General features: G+C 72.7%; 26 protein-coding genes, 1 pseudogene and 1 riboswitch. Of the genes and pseudogenes, 14 read left to right on the top strand and 13 right to left on the bottom strand.

The window, feature by feature from the left end; genetic code table 11:
* Nucleotides 1-42: 42 nt before the first annotated feature.
* Complete coding sequence (locus AB0C03_RS02915) at nucleotides 43-522, top strand: MarR family winged helix-turn-helix transcriptional regulator (protein WP_030337378.1); 480 nt, start codon at nucleotides 43-45, stop codon at nucleotides 520-522.
* Between the two features lie 108 nt (nucleotides 523-630).
* On the opposite strand, the gene AB0C03_RS02910 is transcribed toward AB0C03_RS02915, so the two are convergent.
* Nucleotides 631-813: a DUF397 domain-containing protein gene (locus AB0C03_RS02910; protein WP_210858238.1), complete on the bottom strand. Its 183-nt coding sequence runs from the start codon at nucleotides 811-813 to the stop codon at nucleotides 631-633.
* A gap of 31 nt (nucleotides 814-844) precedes the next feature.
* Entirely contained in the window at nucleotides 845-1,054 is a 210-nt protein-coding gene (locus AB0C03_RS02905) for a helix-turn-helix transcriptional regulator (RefSeq protein WP_030337386.1), read from the bottom strand.
* Between the two features lie 124 nt (nucleotides 1,055-1,178).
* Between AB0C03_RS02905 and AB0C03_RS02900 the strand changes: the two genes are divergently transcribed.
* Both AB0C03_RS02900 and AB0C03_RS02895 read left to right on the top strand, forming a co-directional pair.
* Nucleotides 1,179-1,367 carry a hypothetical protein gene (locus AB0C03_RS02900; RefSeq protein WP_030337387.1) on the top strand — a complete coding sequence of 63 codons (189 nt, stop codon included), beginning with the start codon at nucleotides 1,179-1,181 and terminating at the stop codon, nucleotides 1,365-1,367.
* A gap of 387 nt (nucleotides 1,368-1,754) precedes the next feature.
* Entirely contained in the window at nucleotides 1,755-1,937 is a 183-nt protein-coding gene (locus AB0C03_RS02895; protein WP_357633809.1) for a hypothetical protein, read from the top strand.
* Between the two features lie 47 nt (nucleotides 1,938-1,984).
* On the opposite strand, the gene AB0C03_RS02890 is transcribed toward AB0C03_RS02895, so the two are convergent.
* Nucleotides 1,985-2,884: a bifunctional 5,10-methylenetetrahydrofolate dehydrogenase/5,10-methenyltetrahydrofolate cyclohydrolase gene (locus AB0C03_RS02890; RefSeq protein ID WP_051708847.1), complete on the bottom strand. Its 900-nt coding sequence runs from the start codon at nucleotides 2,882-2,884 to the stop codon at nucleotides 1,985-1,987.
* Nucleotides 2,885-2,897: 13 nt separating this feature from the next.
* Nucleotides 2,898-2,979: riboswitch (ZMP/ZTP riboswitch) on the bottom strand.
* A 140-nt stretch (nucleotides 2,980-3,119) separates the two neighbouring features.
* Between AB0C03_RS02890 and AB0C03_RS02885 the strand changes: the two genes are divergently transcribed.
* The gene (locus AB0C03_RS02885; protein ID WP_051708848.1) at nucleotides 3,120-3,689 is read left to right on the top strand and encodes an RNA polymerase sigma factor; all 570 of its coding nucleotides are present in this window, start codon (nucleotides 3,120-3,122) and stop codon (nucleotides 3,687-3,689) included.
* A 10-nt stretch (nucleotides 3,690-3,699) separates the two neighbouring features.
* On the top strand, nucleotides 3,700-4,671 hold the full coding sequence (locus AB0C03_RS02880; protein ID WP_210866662.1) for a CU044_5270 family protein: 972 nt from the start codon (nucleotides 3,700-3,702) through the stop codon (nucleotides 4,669-4,671).
* 10 nt (nucleotides 4,672-4,681) lie between these two features.
* Here the strand turns inward: AB0C03_RS02880 and AB0C03_RS02875 are convergent, their stop codons facing one another.
* Nucleotides 4,682-5,794, bottom strand: coding sequence for an FAD-dependent monooxygenase (locus tag AB0C03_RS02875; RefSeq protein ID WP_357633805.1), 1,113 nt, complete (start codon nucleotides 5,792-5,794; stop codon nucleotides 4,682-4,684).
* 104 nt (nucleotides 5,795-5,898) lie between these two features.
* Nucleotides 5,899-6,495 (bottom strand): TetR family transcriptional regulator, encoded by a 597-nt coding sequence (locus AB0C03_RS02870; protein ID WP_210862994.1) that lies wholly within the window; start codon nucleotides 6,493-6,495, stop codon nucleotides 5,899-5,901.
* Between the two features lie 85 nt (nucleotides 6,496-6,580).
* On the opposite strand from AB0C03_RS02870, the gene AB0C03_RS02865 reads away from it, so the two are divergent.
* Both AB0C03_RS02865 and AB0C03_RS02860 read left to right on the top strand, forming a co-directional pair.
* Nucleotides 6,581-7,738 (top strand): FAD-dependent oxidoreductase, encoded by a 1,158-nt coding sequence (locus AB0C03_RS02865; protein ID WP_357633802.1) that lies wholly within the window; start codon nucleotides 6,581-6,583, stop codon nucleotides 7,736-7,738.
* A 93-nt stretch (nucleotides 7,739-7,831) separates the two neighbouring features.
* Nucleotides 7,832-8,767, top strand: coding sequence for a DUF2332 domain-containing protein (locus tag AB0C03_RS02860; RefSeq protein ID WP_030337396.1), 936 nt, complete (start codon nucleotides 7,832-7,834; stop codon nucleotides 8,765-8,767).
* Nucleotides 8,768-8,775: 8 nt separating this feature from the next.
* Here AB0C03_RS02860 and AB0C03_RS02855 read toward each other — a convergent pair whose 3' ends face one another.
* Genes AB0C03_RS02855 through AB0C03_RS02845 form a run of 3 tightly spaced genes read right to left on the bottom strand, consistent with a single transcriptional unit; the run spans nucleotide 8,776 to nucleotide 11,175 of the window.
* Entirely contained in the window at nucleotides 8,776-9,717 is a 942-nt protein-coding gene (locus tag AB0C03_RS02855; RefSeq protein ID WP_210861064.1) for a MerR family transcriptional regulator, read from the bottom strand.
* A 33-nt stretch (nucleotides 9,718-9,750) separates the two neighbouring features.
* On the bottom strand, nucleotides 9,751-10,608 hold the full coding sequence (locus tag AB0C03_RS02850) for an alpha/beta fold hydrolase (protein WP_357633797.1): 858 nt from the start codon (nucleotides 10,606-10,608) through the stop codon (nucleotides 9,751-9,753).
* A gap of 3 nt (nucleotides 10,609-10,611) precedes the next feature.
* A complete protein-coding gene (locus tag AB0C03_RS02845; protein ID WP_357633795.1) occupies nucleotides 10,612-11,175 on the bottom strand; it encodes a dihydrofolate reductase family protein in 564 nt (187 codons plus the stop codon).
* Nucleotides 11,176-11,317: 142 nt separating this feature from the next.
* On the opposite strand from AB0C03_RS02845, the gene AB0C03_RS02840 reads away from it, so the two are divergent.
* Together AB0C03_RS02840 and AB0C03_RS02835 are read left to right on the top strand one after the other, a co-directional pair.
* Entirely contained in the window at nucleotides 11,318-11,572 is a 255-nt protein-coding gene (locus AB0C03_RS02840; protein ID WP_030337400.1) for a DUF5522 domain-containing protein, read from the top strand.
* 98 nt (nucleotides 11,573-11,670) lie between these two features.
* Complete coding sequence (locus tag AB0C03_RS02835) at nucleotides 11,671-12,219, top strand: hypothetical protein (protein ID WP_030337402.1); 549 nt, start codon at nucleotides 11,671-11,673, stop codon at nucleotides 12,217-12,219.
* Between the two features lie 19 nt (nucleotides 12,220-12,238).
* Here AB0C03_RS02835 and AB0C03_RS02830 read toward each other — a convergent pair whose 3' ends face one another.
* Nucleotides 12,239-12,928, bottom strand: coding sequence for an iron-dependent transcriptional repressor DtxR (locus AB0C03_RS02830; RefSeq protein WP_030337404.1), 690 nt, complete (start codon nucleotides 12,926-12,928; stop codon nucleotides 12,239-12,241).
* Nucleotides 12,929-13,028: 100 nt separating this feature from the next.
* Here AB0C03_RS02830 and AB0C03_RS02825 point away from each other — a divergent pair, with 100 nt between their 5' ends.
* The 3 genes and pseudogenes from AB0C03_RS02825 (at nucleotide 13,029) to AB0C03_RS02815 (ending at nucleotide 17,700) form a co-directional block, all read left to right on the top strand.
* Entirely contained in the window at nucleotides 13,029-13,889 is an 861-nt protein-coding gene (locus AB0C03_RS02825; protein WP_030337406.1) for a sulfurtransferase, read from the top strand.
* A gap of 48 nt (nucleotides 13,890-13,937) precedes the next feature.
* The gene (locus tag AB0C03_RS02820) at nucleotides 13,938-15,119 is read left to right on the top strand and encodes an acetoin utilization protein AcuC (RefSeq protein ID WP_030337408.1); all 1,182 of its coding nucleotides are present in this window, start codon (nucleotides 13,938-13,940) and stop codon (nucleotides 15,117-15,119) included.
* A pseudogene (locus tag AB0C03_RS02815) lies at nucleotides 15,116-17,700 on the top strand (bifunctional acetate--CoA ligase family protein/GNAT family N-acetyltransferase). The gene AB0C03_RS02820 and the pseudogene AB0C03_RS02815 overlap by 4 nt, the downstream one beginning before the upstream one ends.
* Nucleotides 17,701-17,710: 10 nt before the next feature.
* Here AB0C03_RS02815 and AB0C03_RS02810 read toward each other — a convergent pair.
* Both AB0C03_RS02810 and sigB read right to left on the bottom strand, forming a co-directional pair.
* Nucleotides 17,711-18,118, bottom strand: coding sequence for a VOC family protein (locus AB0C03_RS02810; protein WP_210860333.1), 408 nt, complete (start codon nucleotides 18,116-18,118; stop codon nucleotides 17,711-17,713).
* A 108-nt stretch (nucleotides 18,119-18,226) separates the two neighbouring features.
* The gene (gene sigB / locus AB0C03_RS02805; RefSeq protein ID WP_030337412.1) at nucleotides 18,227-19,243 is read right to left on the bottom strand and encodes an RNA polymerase sigma factor SigB; all 1,017 of its coding nucleotides are present in this window, start codon (nucleotides 19,241-19,243) and stop codon (nucleotides 18,227-18,229) included.
* Between the two features lie 229 nt (nucleotides 19,244-19,472).
* On the opposite strand from sigB, the gene AB0C03_RS02800 reads away from it, so the two are divergent.
* On the top strand, nucleotides 19,473-20,261 hold the full coding sequence (locus AB0C03_RS02800; RefSeq protein ID WP_357633785.1) for a sporulation protein: 789 nt from the start codon (nucleotides 19,473-19,475) through the stop codon (nucleotides 20,259-20,261).
* Between the two features lie 123 nt (nucleotides 20,262-20,384).
* Here AB0C03_RS02800 and dtd read toward each other — a convergent pair whose 3' ends face one another.
* A complete protein-coding gene (gene dtd / locus AB0C03_RS02795; protein ID WP_030337416.1) occupies nucleotides 20,385-20,807 on the bottom strand; it encodes a D-aminoacyl-tRNA deacylase in 423 nt (140 codons plus the stop codon).
* Complete coding sequence (locus tag AB0C03_RS02790) at nucleotides 20,807-22,291, bottom strand: DUF7782 domain-containing protein (protein WP_030337418.1); 1,485 nt, start codon at nucleotides 22,289-22,291, stop codon at nucleotides 20,807-20,809. Before AB0C03_RS02790 ends, dtd begins: the two co-directional genes overlap by 1 nt.
* Nucleotides 22,292-22,386: 95 nt before the next feature.
* Between AB0C03_RS02790 and AB0C03_RS02785 the strand changes: the two genes are divergently transcribed.
* Nucleotides 22,387-22,971: an HhH-GPD-type base excision DNA repair protein gene (locus AB0C03_RS02785; protein ID WP_357634477.1), complete on the top strand. Its 585-nt coding sequence runs from the start codon at nucleotides 22,387-22,389 to the stop codon at nucleotides 22,969-22,971.
* Nucleotide 22,972: the final 1 nt, after the last annotated feature.

The following is a 22,972-nucleotide window of genomic DNA, read 5'->3' as shown; positions in this document are numbered from 1 at the left end:
TTTCGTTGACATGGAAACGAAATATAGGGGTAGGTTGTTTACATGTCAACGAGACCTGAGGTAGCGCAGGTGCACTGGTTGAACCCGGACGAGGAGCGGGCGTGGCGCGCGTTTCTGCGGGTGATGGTGACCGTCCAGGCCGGCACCTCGGGTGACCTGGCGGCGATCGGACTCTCGGAGCCCGACTACGAGGTGCTGAGCACCCTGTCGGAAAGACCCGACCACACCAGCACCCTGCACGCGCAGGCCGACAAGATGGGCTGGTCCCGCAGCCGGCTGTCCCGGCACGCCAGCCGGATGGAGGAGCGCGGCCTACTCCGGCGCACTCCCGACCCGGCCGACGGTCGAGGTTGCCTCCTCGTGCTTACCGAAGAGGGCCTGGGCGCCCTCACCACGGCCGCACCCGCCCACGTCGAGTCGGTACGACGCCATTTCATCGACCGGCTCACGCCAGAGGACCTCACCGCCATCGAACAGATCGCCCGGCGCCTGGAGGCCCCCCAACCGGACAGCGGCCGGTAGGCGCACCCCGCGGGCATCGCCATCCGCTGGGCAGCCGGAACGGGCCTCCACTGCTAGGGGTCGGCCGAGGGCACGGCATGCCTGCTGCTCTGGTATTGCGGCCGGGAGCTACCGGATGCTGCGCACGAACCCCGTCCAGGCGCCTCTCGTGAAGCGAAGGGTCGACCCGTTGGGGTCCTTGCTGTCGCGCACCGCGATGCTCGTATGCAGTTCGGCGACCTCGACACAAGCGCCGCCGTTGTTGTCGCTGTGGCTCGACTTGCGCCAGACCAGGCGATCCGAAGTCTCCATGCCCGATCGGATCAGCTCCTGATTTGCGGGATTAGCGGTCTTCGTCGCCCTCAGTTGGGCGTGGTGGGCGATTGTGCTTGGCCCACTCGTCCACCTCGTCCGCGTCCCAGATGGTCGTCCCGATGAGGCGGGCCACCGGCTCGGGGAAGCCGGGTCGGCGGGTGATCTGGAGTACCCGCTGGCGCGACACGTTGAACAGGGCGGCCAACTCGCCAGGCCCGTACAAGCGCGGTCGCTTCACGACCTGAACGTAGGCGCGACTTTCAGTTGACTATTGTCACTTGCAGATTGACAAGACACGGCTGAGTGGTGTGTGGTGAAGTGGTCACGCCAGGCGACGGCGCGACAACTCGCGCGGAGGTCGGGTGCCCAAACACGTGCCGTACGACGACTACCTGCTGGCGGTGGCGCTGACGTTGGCTCGGCGCCATCGGCCGGTCTGGTCGTGGCAGCGGTGGCGGCGGATCTGCCGATGTGGCGCCGACCTGCCGTGCCGAGCCCGGCACCGCATCCCGATCCGCCGAGGCCACTGGCCAGGGGAGGAGCAGGAGTGACCGAGGATCAGGTCGGACGAATCTTGTCCGTGCACCTGCCCGGCGTTGACGGGCTCTGCGCCGGCTGTCGCTGGTGGTGGGCGCGGCTGTCCCCGTACCCCTGTTATCAGGCGGAATGGGCGGTCCGCTGGCACGCCCGGTCGGCCATCCGGCGCTTCCTGGATGGTCGGCCGTGACCACCCACGGCCCGGTCCTTCCGGTGTGGACCTGCGGCGGCTGCGCTGCACATTGGCCCTGCCGGACCCGGCGCACCGAGCTGGTTGCAGAGTTCGAGGGCACACCTGTGTCGTTGGCCCTCTATATGGGGTTCTACCTGGTCTGGGCGGCCGAGGATCTGACCTGGGTGCCCGCCGGGCTGCTGCACCGGCGTTTCCTGGGCTGGGTCCGGTGAGTCTGATCCGACGGGGCGATGAGCGGTTCCACTACAGCGACAACTCGCACAAATGGATCCCGCCGGATCCGGACTACGACCAGGGCGTCTGGGACGAGATGGTCCGGCAGCACCAGCTTCAGCACCTGGAGGAGATCTCCAACCGCAGAAAGCCCGTTGGATCACCTGATGCCGAGTAGCTGTGGACGACCGGGCTGCTCAGCATCAGGCGATCTCGGCGACCGGGTTACTGGCTCGCGCGTTCGGCGGCGCGTACCGCGTTGCGGAACAGCATCGCGACGGTGGTCGGGCCGACCCCGCCGACCCGGGGCGTGATGGCGCCGGCGACCTCGGCGCACGCTTCGTCCACATCGGGCAGGAGCCGCCGACCGTCGTAGCGGACGCCGGCGCCGATGACGACCGCGCCGGGCTTGACGTGCTCAGGCCGCACGATGCCGGGTACGCCGGCGGCGGCGACGAGGATGTCGGCGCGGCGGGTGTAGCGGTCCCAGTCGGGCACGCCGGTGTGCACGACGGTGACGGCGGCGTTGGCGGTCGGGCGCTTCTGGGCGAGCAGCATGGCCAGGGGGCGGCCCAGGGTGGCGCCCCGGCCGAGGATGACGACCTCGCGACCGGCGACGGGGATCTCGTGGTACGCCAGGAGGGCTTCGATGCCGGCGGGGGTGCACGGCAGCGGGCCGGGCAGCCCGACGGCGAGGCGTCCCATGTTGAGCGGGTGCATGCCGTCGACGTCCTTGTCCGGGTCGATGGTCTGCAGCGCGGCGTCGTAGTCCAGGTGCCCCGGAACGGGGTACTGCACGAGCAGTCCGTGCACGGCCGGGTCGTTGTTGAACCGGGCGATGGCCTGGTGCAGCTCCGCCTGGGTGGCGGTGGCCGGCAGGTGCGCGTGCGGGGAGTCGAACCCGAGCGCGGCGGCCTGACGCTGCTTGATGGCGATGTAACCGGCGCTGGCGTCGTCGTCGCCGACGAGGATGGTGGCGAGGCTCGGTGTGATGCCGCGCTCGCGCAGACGGGTGGCGGCAGCCGCGGTTTCGGCCAGGACGGCTGCGGCGACTGGTGCGCCCGGCAGGAGTCGGGCCGTGCCCGACGGGTTGCGGTTGTCGACGGATGGGCTGGTCGTGGTCACGATGGTCCCTCGACGCAGGCGCCCAGGCGGTCGACGCCCGCGAGAGGCTCCCCGATGGTTTCACCATCCCCGTGCCGCCAGTCGCCGGTGCTTCGATAATGCCGCATCACCAGGGCGGTTGCCCAACTGGACCGGCAGCGCCGCGTTCCGCGCCGGGCGGGAAGCGGCATTACGGCGTAACACCCGCGCTCCGCCGTACGAAGAAGGGGTGTGAAGGCGCGAGAGAGGACGGCCCGTGAGTGAGCCCGACCGAGCCGATGACGACATTTCCGGCATCGGCACCGATCCGGTGGCCTTCGAGGTCTTCTACCGGCGGCACCTGGAGGCGGTGGGCCGGTTCGTGGCGCGGCGGGTCGACGATCCACACCTCGCCGCCGACCTCACCGCCGACGTGTTCCTGGCGGTGATCGAGTCGGCGGCCGGCTACCGGCCGGACCGGGGTAGCCAGATCGGCTGGCTGTACGGGGTGGCCCGCAACGTCATCGGCGACGAGCGGCGTCGGGCGGCCCAACGGCTGCGGGTCGCCGGTCGTCTGGCCGGACGGCGGGACCTGGGCCCCGATGACATCGCCCGGATCGAGGAGCGGATCGACGCCGAGGAGGCCGCCCGCCGCACGTATCGGGCGCTGGGCGACCTCCCCGAGGGCACCCGGACGCTTGTCGAACTCGTCGCCGTGGACGGCCTCACCGTCGCGGAGGCGGCGACAGTGCTCGGGATGTCGCCGGTCGCCGCCCGGGTCCGCCTGCATCGCGCCCGTCGGCTCGTCCGCGCCGTGCTCGCCCGCCCTGCCACCACCCTCGCCTGAGGAGACGGAGATGACGATGAACGAGACCGAACGGTCGCCGCAGGGTTTCGAGGAGCAACTTCTCAGGGATCTGACCGCACACGTGGCCCATCGGGGCGAGGCGGCGTCGGAGGCCCGTCCCACCGGTCGCCGTACCCGGTTTCTCAGCGGTTGGCGCCTCGCCGGAGCGTTCGGGCTGGCGGTGACGTTGACCGCCGGTGCGCTGGTGGTCCAGACGATCAAACTGGGTGATCAGCCGCCGCCGACGGCCAGCGCGTCGGAGATCTTCCACCTGGCGGCCGACGCCGCCCGGCAACAACCGGAGCTCACCGCCCGTCCCGACCAGTACGTCTTCACGGAGATCCTGGCGACGACCCGGGAGTTGCCGGACAGCGGCCCGTACCTGACGATCCGGAACCAACTGTGGCAGTCGGCCGGCGGAGTCGCGTACACCCAGGGGCGGTACCGACCCGAGGCCGATCCGAACGGGTGGAGCGGGCTGAGGGAGCTCCGTATGAACGATGCCGGCGATCCCGAGAAGAAGCTTGACGCGTTCCAGCCGCCCGCGTACCACGGCGGCCTGCCCACCGACCCGGACGCGCTGCTGCGATACCTCCGGAAGCACCCGGTCGACCTGCACCTTCCCGAAGGCGCCGACGAGGAGGCCGTGTACGGGGACGAGAGCATGGCGTACACCACAGCGCGGTCGATGCTTCGCGGCTACGTGCCACCCCGAGCGCTGGCGGCGCTGTACGAGGTGCTGGCACGGGAGCCCGGGGCGGTCGTCATCTCCGGCGACGTGGTGGACGCCGCCGGCCGGCACGGGGTGGCGATTCGGATGCCCGGTGTGATCGGTGGCAACGTGGACCTCATCTTCGATAGGGACTCCCACGTCTACCTCGGCACCCGCAACTCGGTGATACGCAACGGCAAGGAGTCACTGGAGTCGGCCGCCGCCGTCCTGCGGGTCGCCATCGTCGACCGGCCGGGCCAGGTGCCGTGAGCAGCGCCGGTCAGGGCTGGGCGAACAGCGGCCCGTAGTTCGAGCGGAACATCTGCTCGCCGAGGCGGCGCATCACCAGGTCGCGTAGCGCGGGCGGGAGCCCGGTGGCCTTGTCGCGGCGGTGCGTCTGGCTGAGCACCCAGTTCGTCCGTGGGCGGCGCCGCGCCTCGAAAGCGCGCAGCGCGTCGGCGACGGAATCGGCGGCGGCCAACGACGAGGCGAGCACGACAGCGTCCTCCAGCGCCATCGCCGCACCCTGGGCCATGTTCGGCGAGGTGGCGTGGGCGGCGTCGCCGACCAGCAGCACCGGCCCCCGGGCCCAGGAGTCGAGCACCACCTCCTGGTTCGGCCCGGCGTGCAGGGTGCTGTCGTCGTAGTCCAGGGCCTTGAGCATGGTGGCCACCGGCTCGCTGTACGTCGCAGCCAGGTCGTCGCGCCAGCCCTGCCGCTCGGCCACCGGGCCGTCGTTGTAGTAGCAGTACGTCTGCTCGGCGCCGATCGGGATCGTCAGGAACTGCCTCCCGCGCCCCAACTGCACCGACCAGACCGGGTCGTCGTCGATCCGCGGAGCGACCCACCGGTACGCGTACTGCCCGAGGTCGCGGGCGGCCTGGCCGTCGAAGGCGAGCCGGCGGACGGTCGAGTGCACCCCGTCCGCGCCGATCACCAGGTCGTACCGGTCGGTGCTGGTGTCGTCGAACTCGACGGCGACCTGGCCGCCCTCCTGCAACAGCGCGACCGGCTGGCGGCCCCAGCGGATCGGGGCGTCGCCGACGCCGTCGAGCAGCGCCCGGTGCAGCTGCGCGCGGGGCAATGACACGCACGGCCCGACGCCCCGCCAGAGCGCTGCCACGTCGATGTCGAAGAGGCGACGCCCGCGCTGGTTGGCGCTGCGCTGCCGGGTGATCTCCACGGCGACGTCGGCGACCGGCTCGCGCAGACCGAGGACGTCGAGCATCCGCGTCGCGTTGCCGGTGAGGTAGATCCCGGTGCCGGAGCCGGTCGGCCCGGACGCCCGCTCGACCACGTCGATCGTCGCGCCCCACTCGCGCAGCGCGGCCACCGTCGCCAGTCCGGCGACACCTCCGCCGACGATCAGTACCCGGACACCCGCACCCCGCACGACCCGTTCCTCCCGTTGCCCCTGCCCGCTGAGCTGCTGATCAACGGTCCGGCCGCCGCAGAACTCTACGGTGCCGGCGGGCCGGTGCGGGCCAGGGGGCGGGCTCAGGACGTGACGGCCGGGAAGCTTTCCACCAGCGCGGTCACGGTGTGCTGGATGCGTGCGTGCGCCACCTCGTCGGTCGCGTCGATGAGGGCGACGTGGTGCAGCACGCCCACCACGGCCAGCGCCAGCGCCTCGGTGTCGACGCCCGCTGGTAGCCGTCCGCGCTGTCGTTCGGCGTTCAGGTAGTCGACGACGGCGCGTTCGAGGCTCTGCGGCACGGTGCTGCCGGTGCCCAGTACCGCCTCGACCTGTGCGGCCAACGCCGGCCGGCAGGCCATCAGCCGGGTGACGCCGCGCAGGACGATCAGCGGGGTCGCGAGGATCGCCGCGCTGAGGTTCGCGGCGATCGTGCCGGTGCCGGCGCGGGCGGGAAGGCCGGCCGCGGTGCCGGCGATCTGGAAGCTGCGGTCGACGGCGTAACCCACCAGGAAGTCGTCGAAGTTCGCGAAGTGGGCGAAGAGCAGCCCGGTGGCGACGCCGGCCTCGCCGGTGACGGCTCGGCTGGTGAGCTGGCCGGGACCTGCGGCGGCGATCAGGCGCTCGGCGGCGGCGAAGAGGTGCTGCCGGGGCTCAGCGATGGGAACTCCGCGTGGCATTCCCTGAGTCTAGGCGGGTTGTGCGGGGATGAGCATCTGCTCATAATGTTTGAGCAGATGCTCATTCTGGTCTTGGGGAGTGCTGATGAAACGAGCGGTGATCGTCGGGGCCGGCATAGCTGGTCTCGCGACGGCCCTACGTCTGGCGCAGGACGGGTGGCATCCGCTCGTCGTCGAACGATCTCCGACCCGGCGCAGCAGTGGCTACCTGGTCAACCTGCTCGGCGCCGGCTACGACGCGGCCGAGCGGCTCGGGCTGGTTCCGGCGCTGTCCACCCACGCGTTGGGCCCGTTCACCACAGTGCTGGTCCGGGCGGACGGTCGCCCGAAGCTCACGGTGCCCGCCGCGGTCGCCGAGGCGGCGCTGGGTCCCCGAACCATGACGGTGTTCCGCGGCGACCTCGAAACCGCATTGTACGAGGCGGTACGCGACCAGGTGGAGATCCGCTTCGGCACCACCGTGTCCACAATCGACGCCACCGCCGACCGGGTGCGGATCAGCCTCAGCGACGGCACCACGTACGACGCCGACCTGCTCGTCGGTGCCGACGGCGTGCACTCCACGACCCGGGCGACGATCCTCGGCCCGGACCATCGGGTCGACCTGCCGTACGTCGTGGCGGCCTTCCCGCTGGCGCACCCGGTGCCGGAGGTGCCCGAGTCGTCGGCGACGACCTTCATCGGCCCCGGGCGCACCGCGGCGATCGTCAACCTCGGGCCCGCCCGCTCGTCGGCCTTCTTCACCTACCGGTGCGCCGACCCCGCTCGGGAGTTGGCACGCGGACCGGTGGACGCGATCCGCGCGACGTTCGGAGACCTGGCCGGGGGAGTGCCCGAGGCGATCGGTCACCTCCAGACCGACCCGGCCGGGGCGTACTTCGACCGGGTCAGCCAGGTGGACAGCCCACGGTGGAGCACCGGCCGCGCCGTCGTGCTCGGCGACGCGGCCTGGTGCGTCACCCTCTTCGCCGGGCACGGCGCGGGACTGGCGCTCGCCGGCGCCGACCAACTCGGTGCCGCCCTGCGCCGGCACGGCGACGACATCCCGTCCGCCCTGGCCGGCTGGGAGACCGGCCTGCGCCCCGAGGTGACCAGGCGGCAGGCGCTCGCCCGCCGGGGCATGTACCAGTACGCGCCACCGAGCCGGCTGCACGTCTGGATGAACGACCTCACGATCCGAGCGGTCACCCTCCCCGGCATCCGCGGACTCGTCCGACGCGGCGTCGAACGGCAGAACCGCTGACCAGCGCCGCGAACCGGGTACTGGCCGTCATCCCGGGTGCGGTCGCCGTAGCAGCGGACGGTCCGGCCATCGGGCAGGTGCCATCATCGGGCCATGACGATCAGCGAGCAGTACGTCGACTTCGCCGTCCGGGAGGCGCGCGGGGTGTCGCCCACGTACGAGCGCCTGTCGCAGGCAGTCGCCCACGACGAGGACCTGCTGGCCCTGCTCGACGGGCTACCGCCGGCCAAACGGCAGCCGAACCTGCTGTTCGGCGTCGTCCGCTGGCTCGGCGGCCCGGTCGACGACCCGGTCACCTTCCACGACTACGTGCTGACGCACTGGCCGGCCATCGAGGCGCAGATGCTCACCCGGGCCACCCAGACGAACGAGGCGGGCCGGTGCGCGGTCCTGCTGCCGCTGCTCGCCGCGTTGCCACAGCCAGTGGCCCTGCTGGAGGTCGGCGCGTCGGCCGGGCTCTGCCTCTACCCCGACCGGTACGGGTACCGCTACGGCGATCACCAGGTCGGCTCCGGTGAGCCGATCCTCGACTGCGCTGCCGACGGGTTGGTGCCGCCGGCACGCCTACCCCAGGTGGTGTGGCGGGCCGGCCTGGACCTCAACCCGCTCGACGTGACCGACCCTGACGACGTGTCCTGGTTGGACGCCCTGATCTGGCCGGAACACGCCCACCGGCGGGTCCGGCTGCGCGCCGCGGCGGCGATCGCCGCGGCCGACCCGCCGCTGCTGGTCCGCGGCGACCTGGTGGACGACCTGCCGGCGCTGGCCGCGCGGGCACCGGCCGACGCGACGCTCGTGGTCTTCCATACGTCAGTGCTCTACCAGGTGCCGCCCCCGCGCCGGGAGGCGTTCGTCCGGTTGGTCCGCGAACTGCCGGGGCACTGGGTGGCGGCCGAGGGGCCGGAGGTGCTCCGGTACGACGCGTTGCCCGCGCCGCCGAACGACGCGCTGCACAACGTTCTCGCGCTCGACGGGAAGCCGCTGGCCTGGGCCAGAGGCCACGGCCAGGCGATGACCTGGTTCGGCTGACGGGCGGGTCAACGAGCCGGCTCGGGCATCCGGGCGCGCAGGGCCCGGATGAACCAGTCCACCGCCGGCGCTGTCGCGGTGCCGGTCGACCAGCCGTTGAGCACCGCCAACAGGTCGAGGTAGCGGTCCCGGCGGGGGTCGTTGGCCGGAACGAGCCGGTCGAGCAACAGCTGGCGCAGGTCGGCGTCGTCCGGGTGACAGCGCAGGCGCGCATACCGGCCGGTGACGGCGGCGACCACCGGGTCGGCGTCCGGGCTGGTCGGGTCGAGACCGGCCGTCAAGGCGGCGGCCACCGCGTCCCGGACCACCGCGACGGCGTCCGGGCGGGGCAGTCCCGGGACGTCATGATCGGCGGCGTGCTGCCGTACCAGCAGCCGCATCCGCTCCCGGAACCCGGGGTCCCGGCACAGCTCGACCAGCTCCAGCCACGCCTCGATCTGCGCGCTGGTGGGGTCGTCGGGCAGCTCCGGTGTCATCGAGACGATCACCCCCGGGGACGCGGGCCAATCGCCGAGGTCGGCGAAGACGCCGCCCAGGAAGTCCGCCACCAGCTGCCCGCGCTCGTGCCTGGTGAGCTGGGCCAGCCGATGCAGCTCGTCCACCTCGGCCGCGCTGGACCCGCGCCGCGCCGCCACGGTGAGCACCCCCTGGCGCAGCCGCAGCACCCGGATCTGCACCGCCAACGCCTCGGCGTGCGCGGCGGCCACCTCGGGCAGCGGCACCTCCTTGTTCACCACCCGCCGGATGGTGGCCAGGTCCACGCCCAGCTCCCGCAACGTGCGGACCAGCTCCAGTCGGGCCACGGCCGCCGGGCCGAACCGTCGGTAGCCGGCCGGGCTCCGGTCCGTCGGCGGCACGATCCCGCTGTCGGCGTAGTACCTGATGGTCTTGACGCTCAGGCCCGTCCGTCGCGCCAGCTCGCCGATCGTGTGCCGTGTCTCCCCGCTCATGCCCTCACCCTCGCGTCTCCCCCCGCTGGAGACTCAAGCACCGTCCGAGCCGGCGAGGAACGCCGCGACCGTCGCGGTGAACGCCTCGGCGTCGTCGAGCCACGGATAGTGCCCGGCGTCCGGCTGGACGACCAGCGTGGCGCGGGGAATCAGTTCGGCGAACCGGGCCACTAGGCCCGGCGGCGCGGCCAGGTCGACGGCACCGGCGAGCAGCAGCACCGGGCCCGCGTGCGCGGCGAGTGCCCGACGGGTGACCGGTGGGTCGAACGCGCCGTCCGAGCTGAAGATCGCCGCCAGCTCCTCGTTGTGCTGGCCGGCCTCAGCGGCCTGGTGGGCCTGCGCCGCAGCGTCCCACCGGCCGTAGAGGAAGGGTGCGATCTCCTGCTTGGCGTCGGGCCCGGCCCGACCGGAGAGGACGGCCTCCATCGCCGCGGCCGCCACCGGAAACCACTGCTCGCCGGACCGGGCCTCGGTGACCTCCCGGCGCTGCGCGGCGGTCACCTTCAGCCCGACCGCGCGGACGCTCGGGGCGACCAGCGCCAGCCGGCCCACCCGATCGGGGTGCCCGGTCAGGTATCGCAGGGCCAGGTTGGCGCCGGCGGAGTGCCCGAGCAGATCCAGCCGGTCGAGGCCCAGGTGTCCGCGCAGCGCCTCCACATCGTCGACCATCCGGTCGCAGCGGCAGGTCGAGGCGTCCGCCGGGACCGCCGAGCGGCCGGTGCCTCGCGGATCGAGGACGAGCAGCGACCGGTGCGCGCCCAGACCGCCGAGGTCACCGAGGTACGCGGAGTCACGCATCGGCCCGCCCGGCAGGCAGACCAGCGGGTCGCCCACCCCGACCGTCCGGTACGCGAGGGTGGTCCCGTCGGTCGCGGCGAAGGTGGTGATCATCGGTCAGCGGGCCCGCTCGTGACGGAGGAGGACCACGCCGTTGCCGAAGACCCGGCTCTCCACCAGTCGCAGCGCGGCCGGAGTCTCGGCGTCGGGGAAGAGCCGGCGGCCCCGACCCACCAGCACCGGGTTGACGTAGATCCGGTACTCGTCGATCAGGTCGTGCCGGGCGAACGTCGCGGCCAGGTCGGCCCCGCCGAGGGCCAGGTCGCCGCCCGGCTCGGCCTTGAGCTTGCGGACCTGCTCGACGTCGACCTCGCGCACCACCGTCGCGTTCCAGTCGGCGTGGTCGAGCGTGCGCGAGTAGACGATCTTCGGCATGTCCCGCCAGATCCGGGCGAACTCGCGTTCCGGGCCGCTGGCGCTCGCGTCCTGATCGGCGGTCGGCCAGTAGGCGGCCATCAACTCGTGGCTGACCCGGCCACTGAGGAACCCGCCCATCGGGGCGATCACATCGTTGAAGTGCTGGTGCAGCTCCTCATCGACCTGGTGCCAGCCGATGTCACCCCCCGGGCCCTCGAAGAACCCGTCCAACGACAGGCTCATCTGCACAACGATCTTCCGCATCGCGTCCCCTCCGTATGCGTCGACGGGCGTCGAACCGATCGTCCCCGGACCGTACGACGAAACCACAGCGCACCGCGACGACACCGGGCATGTCGCGCATCCAGCTCGGAGGCCGGGCGGTAGCCGTCCCTAGACTGCTGCGGTGACCGGAGAGCGACGACCACTGGCCGACCGGCCGCTCACCGAGCCGCACCCGTCCCGGCTGCCGCCGGAGCACCCCGACCGGGCCCGGGTCCTCGCCGCGCACGCCGCCGCGCTGGCCGCCGGGGAGGCCGGTTACCTCGACCCGGCGAGCGGGTTGTTCGTGCTGAGCGCCGACTTCCTGGCCCGCCGTGGCACGTGCTGCGGGCGCGGCTGCCGGCACTGCCCGTACGTGGACGACACGCCGTCCGGGTAGTCGTCCGCGGGGGCTTCCGCGCGACACCGACACCCCGTACGGTGTCCGACGGACAACCGGCGGGCGCCTTCCGCCGTCGGTCGGCGAGAGGGTGGGATGTGCGCGGGCGGATCGTGGTCGCCGGGTTGGCCGGGCTGCTGGTGAGTGGCTGCGCCGACGAGGCGCAACCGGTGACGGCACCGCCGCCGGTGCCGACCGCTGTGGACGTGGCGGCGGCCTCCTCGGGCGGCGCCTGCCGACTGCTCGACTTCACGGTGATCGAGCAGGTGGTGAAGACGCGCTTCGACGTGGCGGCGTCCAGCGAACAGGGCGACACCCACACCTGTGTGGTCCGGGCCGCCGGTGCGACCCTGCCGGAGCTGACCCTCAGCGTGACCGAGACCACGATCGACAAGACCAGCTTCGGCGCGGACGTGGTGCCGGACAAGGCGGCGAAGATCACCGGGCTGGGTCAGCAGGCGTACAAGCGGACCACCGCCGCGGCCAGCGGGCGGGGACCCGTCGCCGAGGTGGGCTGGCTGGCCGGCGACGGACGGCTCGCCACGGTGAGCTGGACCGCGGCCCGTGGCAGTGAGCGCTCGGCGGTGGAGAAGCTCACCGGCGACCTTGTCGCACTGGCCAAGAAGGTGGACACCCGGGCGCTGTGACGCCCGGGCCCACGCCCGATCAGCTGGCGGCGACGAAGACCCGGGAGGCGACCTCGCGGGGCAGCCGCACCCGGTCACCGGAGCGGTCGATCGACACCCCGTCACGCTCCTGGGCCACCGTGACCGTGGCGCCCGGGTCGACACCGGCGGCGTGCAGTTGGCGCAGCACGTCGGCGTCCTTCTGCACGCTCTCGCAGATCCGGCGCACCACGACCGGACCGGAGAGGCCCGGGAAGGCCAGGTTGCGCTCGCCCTCGGCGGCCTCGGTGGTCTCCGCCGCCGGCGAACCCAGCTCCTGAAGCCCCGGGATCGGGTTGCCGTACGGGGAACGGGTCGGCCGGTTGAGCAGGTCGTACACCCGCTTCTCCACCGCGTCGCTCATCACGTGCTCCCAGCGGCAGGCCTCCTCGTGGGCCTCCTCGTAGGGCATCCCGATGACGTTGACCAGCAGCAGCTCGGCGAGGCGGTGCTTGCGCATCACCGACACCGCGCTGCCGCGCCCCTGGGGGGTGAGCGTCAGGTGCCGATCTCCCTCGACGGTGAGCAGGCCGTCACGCTCCATCCGGGCGACGGTCTGGCTCACGGTGGGGCCACTCTGCTGCAGCCTTTCGGCGATCCTGGCACGCAGCGGTGGCACCCCCTCCTCTTCCAGTTCAAGGATGGTGCGCAGGTACATTTCGGTCGTGTCGACCAGGTCGTGAGACTTCATAAGGTCAGCGGCCCTCCGGTGCACGATGCTACCTCGGTGGCGGGCCGGCGACCGCCGCCGAACCGCGTGCCGTCTCCGCGAATGGTGTTGGATGGTCGCCATGTCCGGTACCCAGCAGCCGTTGGTCGAGGTCGACACCCTCGTCGCCGAGCTCGACCAGGCCGATCCGCCCACCCTGCTCGACGTGCGCTGGCGGCTCGTCGGCCCGCCCGGCCGCGACGACTACCTCGCCGGTCACCTGCCCGGGGCGGTCTTCGTCGACCTGGACACCGCGCTCTGCGGGCCCCCCGGCGCCGGCGGTCGGCACCCGCTGCCCGACCCGGCCGCGTTGCAGGCGGCGCTGCGGGCCGCCGGCGTCCGCGCCGGTCACCCCGTGGTGGTGTACGACGGCGGCGACGGCCTGGCGGCCGCGCGGGCCTGGTGGACGCTGCGCTGGGCGGGGCACCGTTCGGTGCGCCTGCTGCACGGCGGCTACCCGGCCTGGGTCGTCGCCGGCCGGCCCGTCTCCACCGACGCGCCCGCCGCACGCCCCGGTGACGTCGTGGTGCGCCCCGGTGAGCTCCCGGTGCTGGACGCCGGGCAGGCCGCCGCGCTGGCCGCCGCTGACGACGCCGTGCTGCTCGACGTACGGGCGGCGCCGCGTTACCGGGGCGAGGTCGAACCGATCGACCCGGTGGCCGGGCACGTGCCGGGGGCGGCGAACCTGCCCGCCGGGGTGTACGTCGGGCCGGACGGCCGCTTCCCGGCCGCCGAGGTGTTGAGCGAGCGGTTCGCCGAAGCCGGGGTGACCGAGGGGCGGGCCGTCGGGGCGTACTGCGGCTCGGGGGTGACCGCCGCGCAGGCGGTGCTCGCGTTGCACCTGGCCGGTCGCACGGACGCCGCGCTCTACGTTGGATCGTGGAGCAACTGGGTGGCCGACCCGGCCCGGCCGGTCGCCTCCGGGTCGACACCAGGCCACTGACCAGCGCGTGCGGTGGGCCGGCGCCCGTCCTCGTGCGACGATGGGCTCATGTCCGACGACACGGTGGTGGTGTGGGACGAGTCGCTGCTCGCCTACGACATGGGTGACCATCCGCTCGACCCGGTCCGGGTGGAACTGACCTTCGCGCTCGCCCGCGAGCTGGGCATCCTGAATCGGCCAGGGGTGCGGGTGGTCAAGCCGGAGCCCGCCGACGACGCACTGCTCACCCGGGTGCACGAGCCGGCCTACCTCGCCGCGGTACGCAACGCGCCGCGTGACCCGCTCTTCGCCGGTTACGGGCTGGGCACCTCCGACAACCCGGTCTTCGAGGGGATGCACGAGTCCAGCGCGCTCATCGCCGGCGCGACGGTGGCCGCCGCCGAGGCGGTCTGGCGCGGCGACGCCCGCCGGGCGGTGAACGTGGCCGGCGGGCTGCACCACGCGATGCGCGCCCGCGCCGCCGGCTTCTGCGTCTACAACGACCCGGCGGTGGCCATCGCCCGGCTGCTCGACCTGGGCGCCGAGCGGGTCGCGTACGTGGACGTCGACGTGCACCACGGCGACGGCGTGCAGCAGATCTTCTGGAACGACCCGCGGGTGCTCACGGTCAGCGTGCACGAGACCCCGTTGGCCCTTTTCCCGGGCACGGGTTTCCCGGACGAGACGGGTGGGCCGGGCGCGCAGGGCACCGCTGTCAACATGCCGTTGCCGCCGGGTGTCGACGACAGCGGCTGGCAGCGCGCGTTCCACGCGATCGTGCCGTCGGTGCTGCGCGCGTTCCGCCCGCAGGTGCTGGTCAGTCAGTGCGGCGCCGACGGGCACCGACTGGATCCGCTCGCCGACCTGAACCTGACTGTCGACGGGCAGCGGGCCACCTACCTGGCGATGCGGGCGCTGGCCGACGAGTTGTGTGACGGCCGGTGGGTGGCCACCGGCGGCGGCGGGTACGCCCTCGTCGAGGTGGTGCCCCGGGCCTGGACCCACCTGTTGGCGGTGGCCACCGGTGATCCGATCGACCCGGCCACCCTCACCCCACCCGCGTGGCGGGACCTGGTCGCCTCCCGGCAGCTGGGTCGGGAGGTGCCGCTGCGGATGACCGACGACGCCGACCCGTCGTACGAGCCGTGGCAGCCGACCGGCGAGCCGAACGCGGTGGACCGGGCGATCGCGGCCACCCGCAAGACGGTCTTCCCGTTGCTCGGGCTCGACCCGCACGATCCGCGGGACTGAGCCGGGCCGGGGGAGGGCTGTTCCGGTGACGACCGTGGGCCATCCGGTCGACGTGCTGCTCAGCGACGGCAGCACCGTCCAGTTGCGACCGATCGAGCCAGCTGACGCGCCCGGCATCGTGGCGATGCACAGCCGGTTCTCCGAGCGCACCCGCTACCTGCGGTACTTTTCGCCGTACCCGCGCATCCCGGAGCGGGATCTGATCCGTTTCGTCACCGTCGACCACCACGACCGGGAGGCGTTCGTGGTGCTGGCCGCCGACCAGATCGTCGCTGTGGGCCGGTACGAGCGCCTCGGCCCGCAGGCTCCCGAGGCGGAGGTGGCCTTCGTGGTGGAGGACGCCTACCAGGGTCGCGGCATCGGCTCGGTGCTGATGGAGCACCTGGCTGACGCGGCCCGCCGCAACGGCATCATGAGCTTCGTCGCGGAGGTGCTGCCGGCCAACGGGACGATGCTGCGGGTCTTCGCCGACTTCGGCTACCAGGTCCAGCGCGAGTACGCCGACGGCGTGGTCCACCTGAGCTTCCCCATCGCGCCCACCGAGGCCAGCCTGGAGGTGCAGCGCGGCCGGGAACACCGCACCGAGGCCCGCTCGATCGCCCGACTGCTCGCCCCGCGCGGCATCGTCGTCTACGGGGCCAGCGCCACCGGTCAGGGCGTCGGCGCGGCGGTGCTCGGGCACCTGCGCGACGGCGGGTTCACCGGTGCGGTGGTGCCGGTGCATCCGAGCGCGTCGACAGTGGCGGGCCTTCCCGCGTACCCCTCAGCGGTGGACGCGGGCGTCCCGGTGGACCTGGCGGTGGTGGCGGTCCCGCCGGAGGCGGCGACAGCGGTGGTCGCCGACGCCGCCGCCGCAGGGGTGCACGGCCTGGTGGTCATCTCGGCCGGCTTCGCCGAGGCCGGCCCGGAGGGCGCGGCCACGCAGCGCGCGCTGGTCCGCGCGGCGCACGCCGCCGGCATGCGGGTCGTCGGCCCGAACTGTCTCGGCGTGGCCAACACCGACCCGACGGTACGCCTCAACGCCACTCTCGCCCCGGCGTTGCCGCCGGCCGGTCGGGTCGGCATCTTCAGTCAGTCCGGTGCGTTCGGGGTGGCGTTGCTCGCCGAGGCGGACCGGCGCGGCCTCGGGCTGTCCAGCTTCGTCTCGGCCGGCAACCGGGCCGACGTCTCCGGCAACGACCTCCTGCAGTACTGGCAGGACGACACCGGCACCGACGTGATCATGCTCTACCTGGAGACCTTCGGAAACCCCCGCAAGTTCGCCCGGCTGGCCCGACGGATCGGCCGCGCCAAACCGGTCGTCGCGCTCGCCTCGCCGGCCCGCCCGCCCGGGGTCGGCGACGCCGCCGGGCCGGACGAGGTGGCGGTGGCAGCGCTCTTCGCCCAGTCCGGGGTGATCCGGGTGGACACCGTGCCGGAGCTGCTCGACGTGGGTGTGCTGCTCGCCAACCAGCCGTTGCCGGCCGGCGGCCGGGTCGGTGTGGTCGGCAACTCCTCCGCCCTCACCGGGCTGGCCGCGACCGCCTGTGTCGGGCAGGGCCTCACCGTCGCCGACGGCTACCCCCGCGACGTGGGGCCGAGCGCGGGTGCCGCCGAGTTCGCCGCCGCGCTCGCCGAGACGGCCGCCGACGACCGGGTGGACGCCCTGGTGGTGGTCTTCGCCCCGCCGCTTCCCGGCCAGCTCACCGCTGTGGACGCCGACGTGACAGCCGCACTGCCGGACGCCCTCGCGCTGGGCAAGCCGACAGTGGCGACGTTCCTGGTCGGGCGGCTGCCGCCGGGGGTGCCGGCGTACGGCGGCGTGGAGGAGGCGGTCCGCGCGCTCGCCCGCGCGCACCGGTACGCCGAGTGGCTTCGTCGCCCGCCCGGGGTGACGCCGGAGCTGCCCGACCTCGACCGCGCCGCCGCGCAGGCCGCTCTGCGGGCCGACGCCGCCGACGCGGGTGCGCTGCTGGCCGCGTACGGCATCGACGTGGTGGCCTCGGTGTCCGTCGACTCGGTCGACGCGGCGGTCGACGCGGCGGCGCGGCTGGGCTTCCCGGTGGCGCTCAAGGCGGCCGCCCCCGGGCTGCGGCACCGGCTGGACCTCGGCGCGGTCCGGCTCGACCTGCCCGACGAGCCGACCCTCCGTCGCGCGTACGCCGACCTGGCGGCGACCTTCGGCGCGGACGCGCTGGTCCAGCCGATGGTCGCGCCCGGGGTGGCCTGCGTGGTGGAGGTGGTGGAAGATCCGGCGTTCGGGCCGGTGGTCGGGTTCGGCCTCGGTGGGGTCGCCACCGAACTGCTCGGCGATCGGGCCTGGCGGGCGGTGCCGCTGACCGACCGGGACGCGGCCGAGCTGGTCGACGAACCCCGGGCCGCGCCGCTGCTGCGCGGGCACCGGGGGGCCGCGCCGGTCGACCGGGCCGCCCTGGTCGACCTGCTGCTCCGGGTGGGTCAGCTCGCCGACGAGCAGCCCCGGGTGCGGTCGCTGACCCTCAACCCGGTGCTCGCCCGCCCGGACGGCCTCTCGGTCCTGCACGCCCAGCTGGGGGTGGGCGGCGTGGTCGCCCGCCCGGACACCGGCCCCCGCCGCCTGTGAGCGTGCCCGGTCAGGCGCGGCTGGAGATCTGCTGGACGCCCCAGGTGTTGCCGTCCGGGTCGGCGAAGAAGACGAAGCCGACATTGTCCAGTGGGTCCGGGACCGGCCGGGGGTTCTGACCGACCACCTGGATGTCGCTGACCTCCACACCTCGCCCGAGCAGTTCCTCGTGGGCCCGCCGCAGGTCGGGCACCACCAGTTGCAGGCCCTTGAGTGAGCCGGGCGGCATCTCCGGGACGACACCCTTACCGATCACAATCGAGCAGCCGGAGCCGGGCGGGGTCAGCTGGACGATGCGTGCCTCGTCGCTGATCACCGTGTCGTGGTCCACCGTGAAGCCGAGCTGGTCGGCGTAGAACTTCTTCGCCCGGTCCACATCGGAGACCGGCACGATCACCACTTCAAGCGTCCAGTTCATCGTTGCTCTCCTCGCCTCGTCGGTCGCGGATCGGTGGCCCAGTCAAACACCCCGACAGCACGAAAGGCCCCGGCGAACCGCCGGGGCCTTTCGTGGGAACCGGGTGCGTCAGCAGGCGTACGCCTCCAGGCGCTGAGCCCGCTCCGGGGCGCGCAGCTTCAGCAGCGTGACCTTCTCGATCTGGCGGATCCGCTCCCGGGACAGGCCGAACTCGCGGCCCACCTCGTCCAGGGTGCGCTGCCGGCCGTCGTCCAGGCCGAACCGGAGGCGGATGACCGCCTGCTCCCGCTGGGACAGGGTGGAGAGCACGATGCTGACCTCGTTGCGCAGCTCACCCTGGGCGGCGGCGTCGCCCGGCTCGGTGCGCGGGTCCACCGAGGCCACGAAGTCGCCGAGGGCGCTCTCACCGTCGTCGCCGACGGCCTGGTCCAGGCTGACCGGCTCCCGGTCGTAGGAGATCAGCTCGATGACCTGGATCTCGGGGATCTCCAGCGCCCGGGCGACCTCGGCGACCGTTGGTTCGCGGCCCAGCGTCACCGCCAGTTCGCGGCGGGCCCGGACCATCCGGTTGACCTGCTCGACCATGTGCACCGGGATGCGGATGGTGCGGGCCTGGTCGGCCATTGCTCGGGTGATGGCCTGTCGGATCCACCAGGTGGCGTACGTGGAGAACTTGTAGCCCTTGGCGTAGTCGAACTTCTCGACCGCCCGGATCAGGCCGAGGTTGCCCTCCTGGATCAGGTCGAGAAACGCCATGCCCCGGCCGGTGTAGCGCTTGGCGATGCTGACCACCAGCCGCAGGTTCGCCTCCAACAGGTGGTCCTTGGCCGCCCGACCCTCCGCGACGATCAGCTCCAGGTCGGCTCGCAGCTCCGCGGAGACGGGGATGCAGGTGGCGAGCTTCTCGTCGGCGAACAGGCCGGCCTCGATGCGCCGGGCCAGGTCGACCTCCTGCGCGGCGGTCAGCAGCTTGGTCCGGCCGATCCCGTTGAGGTAGGCCCGGACCAGGTCGGTGGAGATGCCGCGCTCGTCGGTGGCGTCCAGGTCGGCAAGGGTCTCGGGGGCCCCGTCAGTGTCGATCGTGGTGGTCGGGCGCGTCCGGTGTTCCGTCATCTGCAGGACCATCTCTGTCTCCCCGTTTCCACATCTGTGCCGTGTGCCCGGCCCAGTGGTGCCGGTGTGACAACAGCTTGGCGGGCGGGGCGTAAAACGGGAGTGAGGCGATCGGGCACCCGACAGGAATTGGGTCGGATCGCTGGTGCGGTGTGTCGTCCCGCTGTGTGGTTGCCCGGCCCGGCTACGTTGCGGACGGCCGGCCACCTTAGGTCGGCCGGGAACGACAGAGGAGGACGGTGTGGTCTTCAAGCGGCTCATGAAGGCGATGGGCGTCGGCGGTCCGTCGGTGGAGACGGTGCTGGCCAACCCGAACTGCCGCCCCGGCGGCCAGCTGGAGGGCCGCATCCAGGTGCTCGGCGGTGACCATCAGGTCGACATCGACCACGTCACCCTCGGCCTGGTCACCCGGGTCGAGGTCGAGAGCGGCGACAACGACTACGACACCAGTCAGGAGTTCCACCGCCAGCAGGTCACCGGCGCGTTCCGGCTGGAGCCGGGGCAGCGCTACGACATCCCGTTCCGGTTCGACGTGCCGTGGGAGACACCGGTCACCGAGCTGTACGGACAGCACCTGCACGGGATGACGATGGGCCTGCGGACGGAGCTGGAGGTCGCCCGCGCGGTCGACAAGGGTGACCTGGACGCCGTGGTGGTGCACCCGCTGCCGGCACAGGAGCGACTGCTGGACGCGCTGCTGCGACTGGGCTTCCGGTTCGCCCGCGCCGATGTGGAGCGTGGTCACATCTACGGCGTACGCCAGACGTTGCCGTTCTACCAGGAGATCGAGTTCAATCCGGCGCCGCAGTACGCCCGCTCGATCAACCAGTTGGAGGTCACCTTCATCGCCGACGCGCAGCAGATGCAGGTGGTGCTGGAGGTCGACAAGCGCGGCGGTGTCTTCACCGAGGGCCGGGACGCGTTCGGCCGGTTCACTGTCGACCACGACACCGCCGACCGCACCGACTGGACCGCCGAGCTCGACAACTGGCTCCGCCAGTCCCTGACCCGCCGAGGCCTCTTCTCCTAACCCCAACCCACCCCCTCCCGGCCGCTTCTCCGCGGTGATCAAGAGGTTTGCGTCAGATTTTGCCCGTGGTTTGACGCAAACCTCTTGATCACCGGGCTCGGCGGGCTGAGGGTGGGGTGCGGGTCAGAGGTCCAGGAGGAGGGTTTGGGGGCCTATGTTGGTGCTCTCGACCAGCATGTGGGTGCGGAAGCGGCCGGTCTCCACCTTGGCGCCGCGTTGCCGTAACGCCTCCACGACCGCCGTGACCAGCGGTTCGGCCACCTCAGCGGGGGCGGCGGCGGTCCAGCTCGGGCGGCGGCCCTTGCGGACGTCGCCGTAGAGGGTGAACTGGCTGACCACCAGGATCGGCGCGCCGGTGTCGGCGGCGGACCGTTCACCGTCCAGGATGCGCACCTCGTGCACCTTGCGGGCCATCGTCTGGGCGGTCTGCTCGGTGTCGGTGTGGGTCACCCCGAGCAGCACCAGCAGACCGTTCTCGATCGCGCCGACCACCTCGCCGTCCACCGTCACGCTGGCCTGCCCGACGGTCTGCACCACCGCGCGCATCAGGCGCTCACCGGCTCAATGAAGCCCCGCTCCACCAGGTGCGCCACGATCGGGCCGGCGGCCTCGGCCATCTCGTCGGGCTCCACGTCGTGTGCGGCGGCGAGCAGGGCGAGCTGGTCACGCAGCGGCAGTCGGCCGTCCGCGCCACCCACCAGCGCCAGCACCAGCGGGTCGATCTCCTCGGTCCAGCGCAGGCCGTGCGGCATCGCCAGGACCTGCCGGTCCACCCCCCAACCCTCGTCGCCCATGGTGGCCTCCTGTCGCAGCTGGAGGCCCTCGGCGGCCCGGTAGCGCTCGGCGAGCAACGCCTCGGTGTCGCGTACCCGGAGAAAGTCCTGGCGGTCGAACCAGGCGGCGACCTGGTCGCCCAGCGGTGGCTGCACCCGCTGGCGCAGGTCCTCCACCCGGACCACCGGGTCGGCGTGTCCGCCCCGGCGCACTGACACGATGCCGAAGCCGATTCCCTCCACCTTGTGCGCGTCGAACCAGTCCAGCCAGGCGGCCATCCGCTGCGGGTCGGCGGTCTCGCCGACGTCGGTGAGCCACAGGTCGACGTACGCCATCGGGTCGGCCACTTCGCGCTGGATCACCCAGGCGTCCAGGCCGGTCCCGGCGAACCAGCCGGCCACCCGCTCGTCCCACGCCTCGCCGGCGACGTGCACCCAGTTCGCCAGGTACTGCATGGTGCCGCCCTCGGTGAGCAGGCCCGGGGCGGCGGCGGCCAGTTCGGCGCCGATCGCGTCACCGACCCGCCCGGAGTCGCGGTAGACGTGCGTGGTGGTGCCCGGGCCGACCACGAACGGTGGGTTGCTCACCACCAGGTCGAACCGTCGGCCGGCCACCGGGGCGACCAGGTCGCCGCGGAGCAGCTCCCAGTCCTGACCGTTGAGGGCGGCGGTGGTCGCGGCGAAGCGCAGCGCCCGCTCCGAGAGGTCGGTGGCGGTCACCGACCTGGCGTGGGTGGCCAGGTGCAGGGCCTGGACGCCGGAGCCGGTGCCCAGGTCCAGTGCGGTGTCGACCGGCCGGCGCACGGTCGCGCCGATCAGGGTGTGGGTGGCCCCGCCGATGCCGAGGACGTGCTCGGCGTGCAGCGGGCGACCCGGGCGGGCGCTGGCCGGGACGTCGGCGAGCACCCACCAGTCCTCCCCGTACGGCTCCAGGTCGACGCCGGCGCGCAGGCCGGCGCCGTACCGCTCGACCAGCCCGCCGGCGAGGGCCTCGGCCACGCTCAGCGGTGCGAGCGCGGTGGCCACCGCCGCCTCCGGCTCGGTCTGGTCGCAGATGAACACCCGGATCAGGGTGTCCAGCGGGTCGCCGTCCTCGGTGGCGCGCAGCGCGGCCCGGTAGTCGTTGCGGGAGACCGCGGCGGTCGCCTGCGCGCCGAGCCGCTCGGCGATGCCGTGGCTGGTGAAACCGGTCCGGGTCAGCGCGGTCCGCAGCGCGTCGACGCCGGCGGGGGAGAGCAGCATGTCGTGTTCGTCCACCCCGACATCCTGCCTCCCGTTGCGTCCCGGGTCAGCGTCACCCGCCGGTAGCTGTCGGAGCGTCGGTGTCCACCCGGATCGGTGCGCCGGGCAGGATGGACCGCATGACGCTCGTACTGCCCATCGACCCGGAGGCCAACCGGCTGCTGGAGCGCAGCCCGCTGGCCCTGCTGGTCGGCATGGTCCTTGATCAACAAGTCTCGATGGAGAAGGCGTTCTCCTCGCCGTACGTGCTGGCGCAGCGGCTCGGTCACGACCTGGACGCGGCGGAGCTGGCCGGGTACGACCCGGAGGCGCTGGTCGCGCTCTTCGCCCAGCCGCCCGCGCTGCACCGGTTCCCGAAGGCCATGGCGGCTCGGGTGCAGGAGGTCTGCCAGGTGCTGGTGGAGCGCTACGACGGTGACGCGGCGCTGCTCTGGGCGGAGGTCACGGACGGGCCGGAGCTGCTGCGCCGGGTCGCCGCGCTGCCCGGCTTCGGCAAGCAGAAGGCGCAGATCTTCGTGGCCCTGCTCGGCAAGCGGTTCGGGGTGACCCCGCAGGACTGGCGGAAGGCGGCCGGGGACTACGGCGACCCGGGCGCGTACCGGTCGGTGGCCGACGTCACCGACGCCGACTCGCTGCGCCGGGTGCGGGAGTTCAAGCAGCAGATGAAGGCGGCGGCCAAGGCTGCGGGGGGATGAC

The organism is Micromonospora parva, from assembly GCF_040649675.1.
Taxonomy (GTDB): domain Bacteria; phylum Actinomycetota; class Actinomycetes; order Mycobacteriales; family Micromonosporaceae; genus Micromonospora; species Micromonospora parva.
The sequence above is the reverse complement of the archived record's forward strand: the minus strand, read 5'-3'. Positions and strand labels throughout refer to the sequence as shown.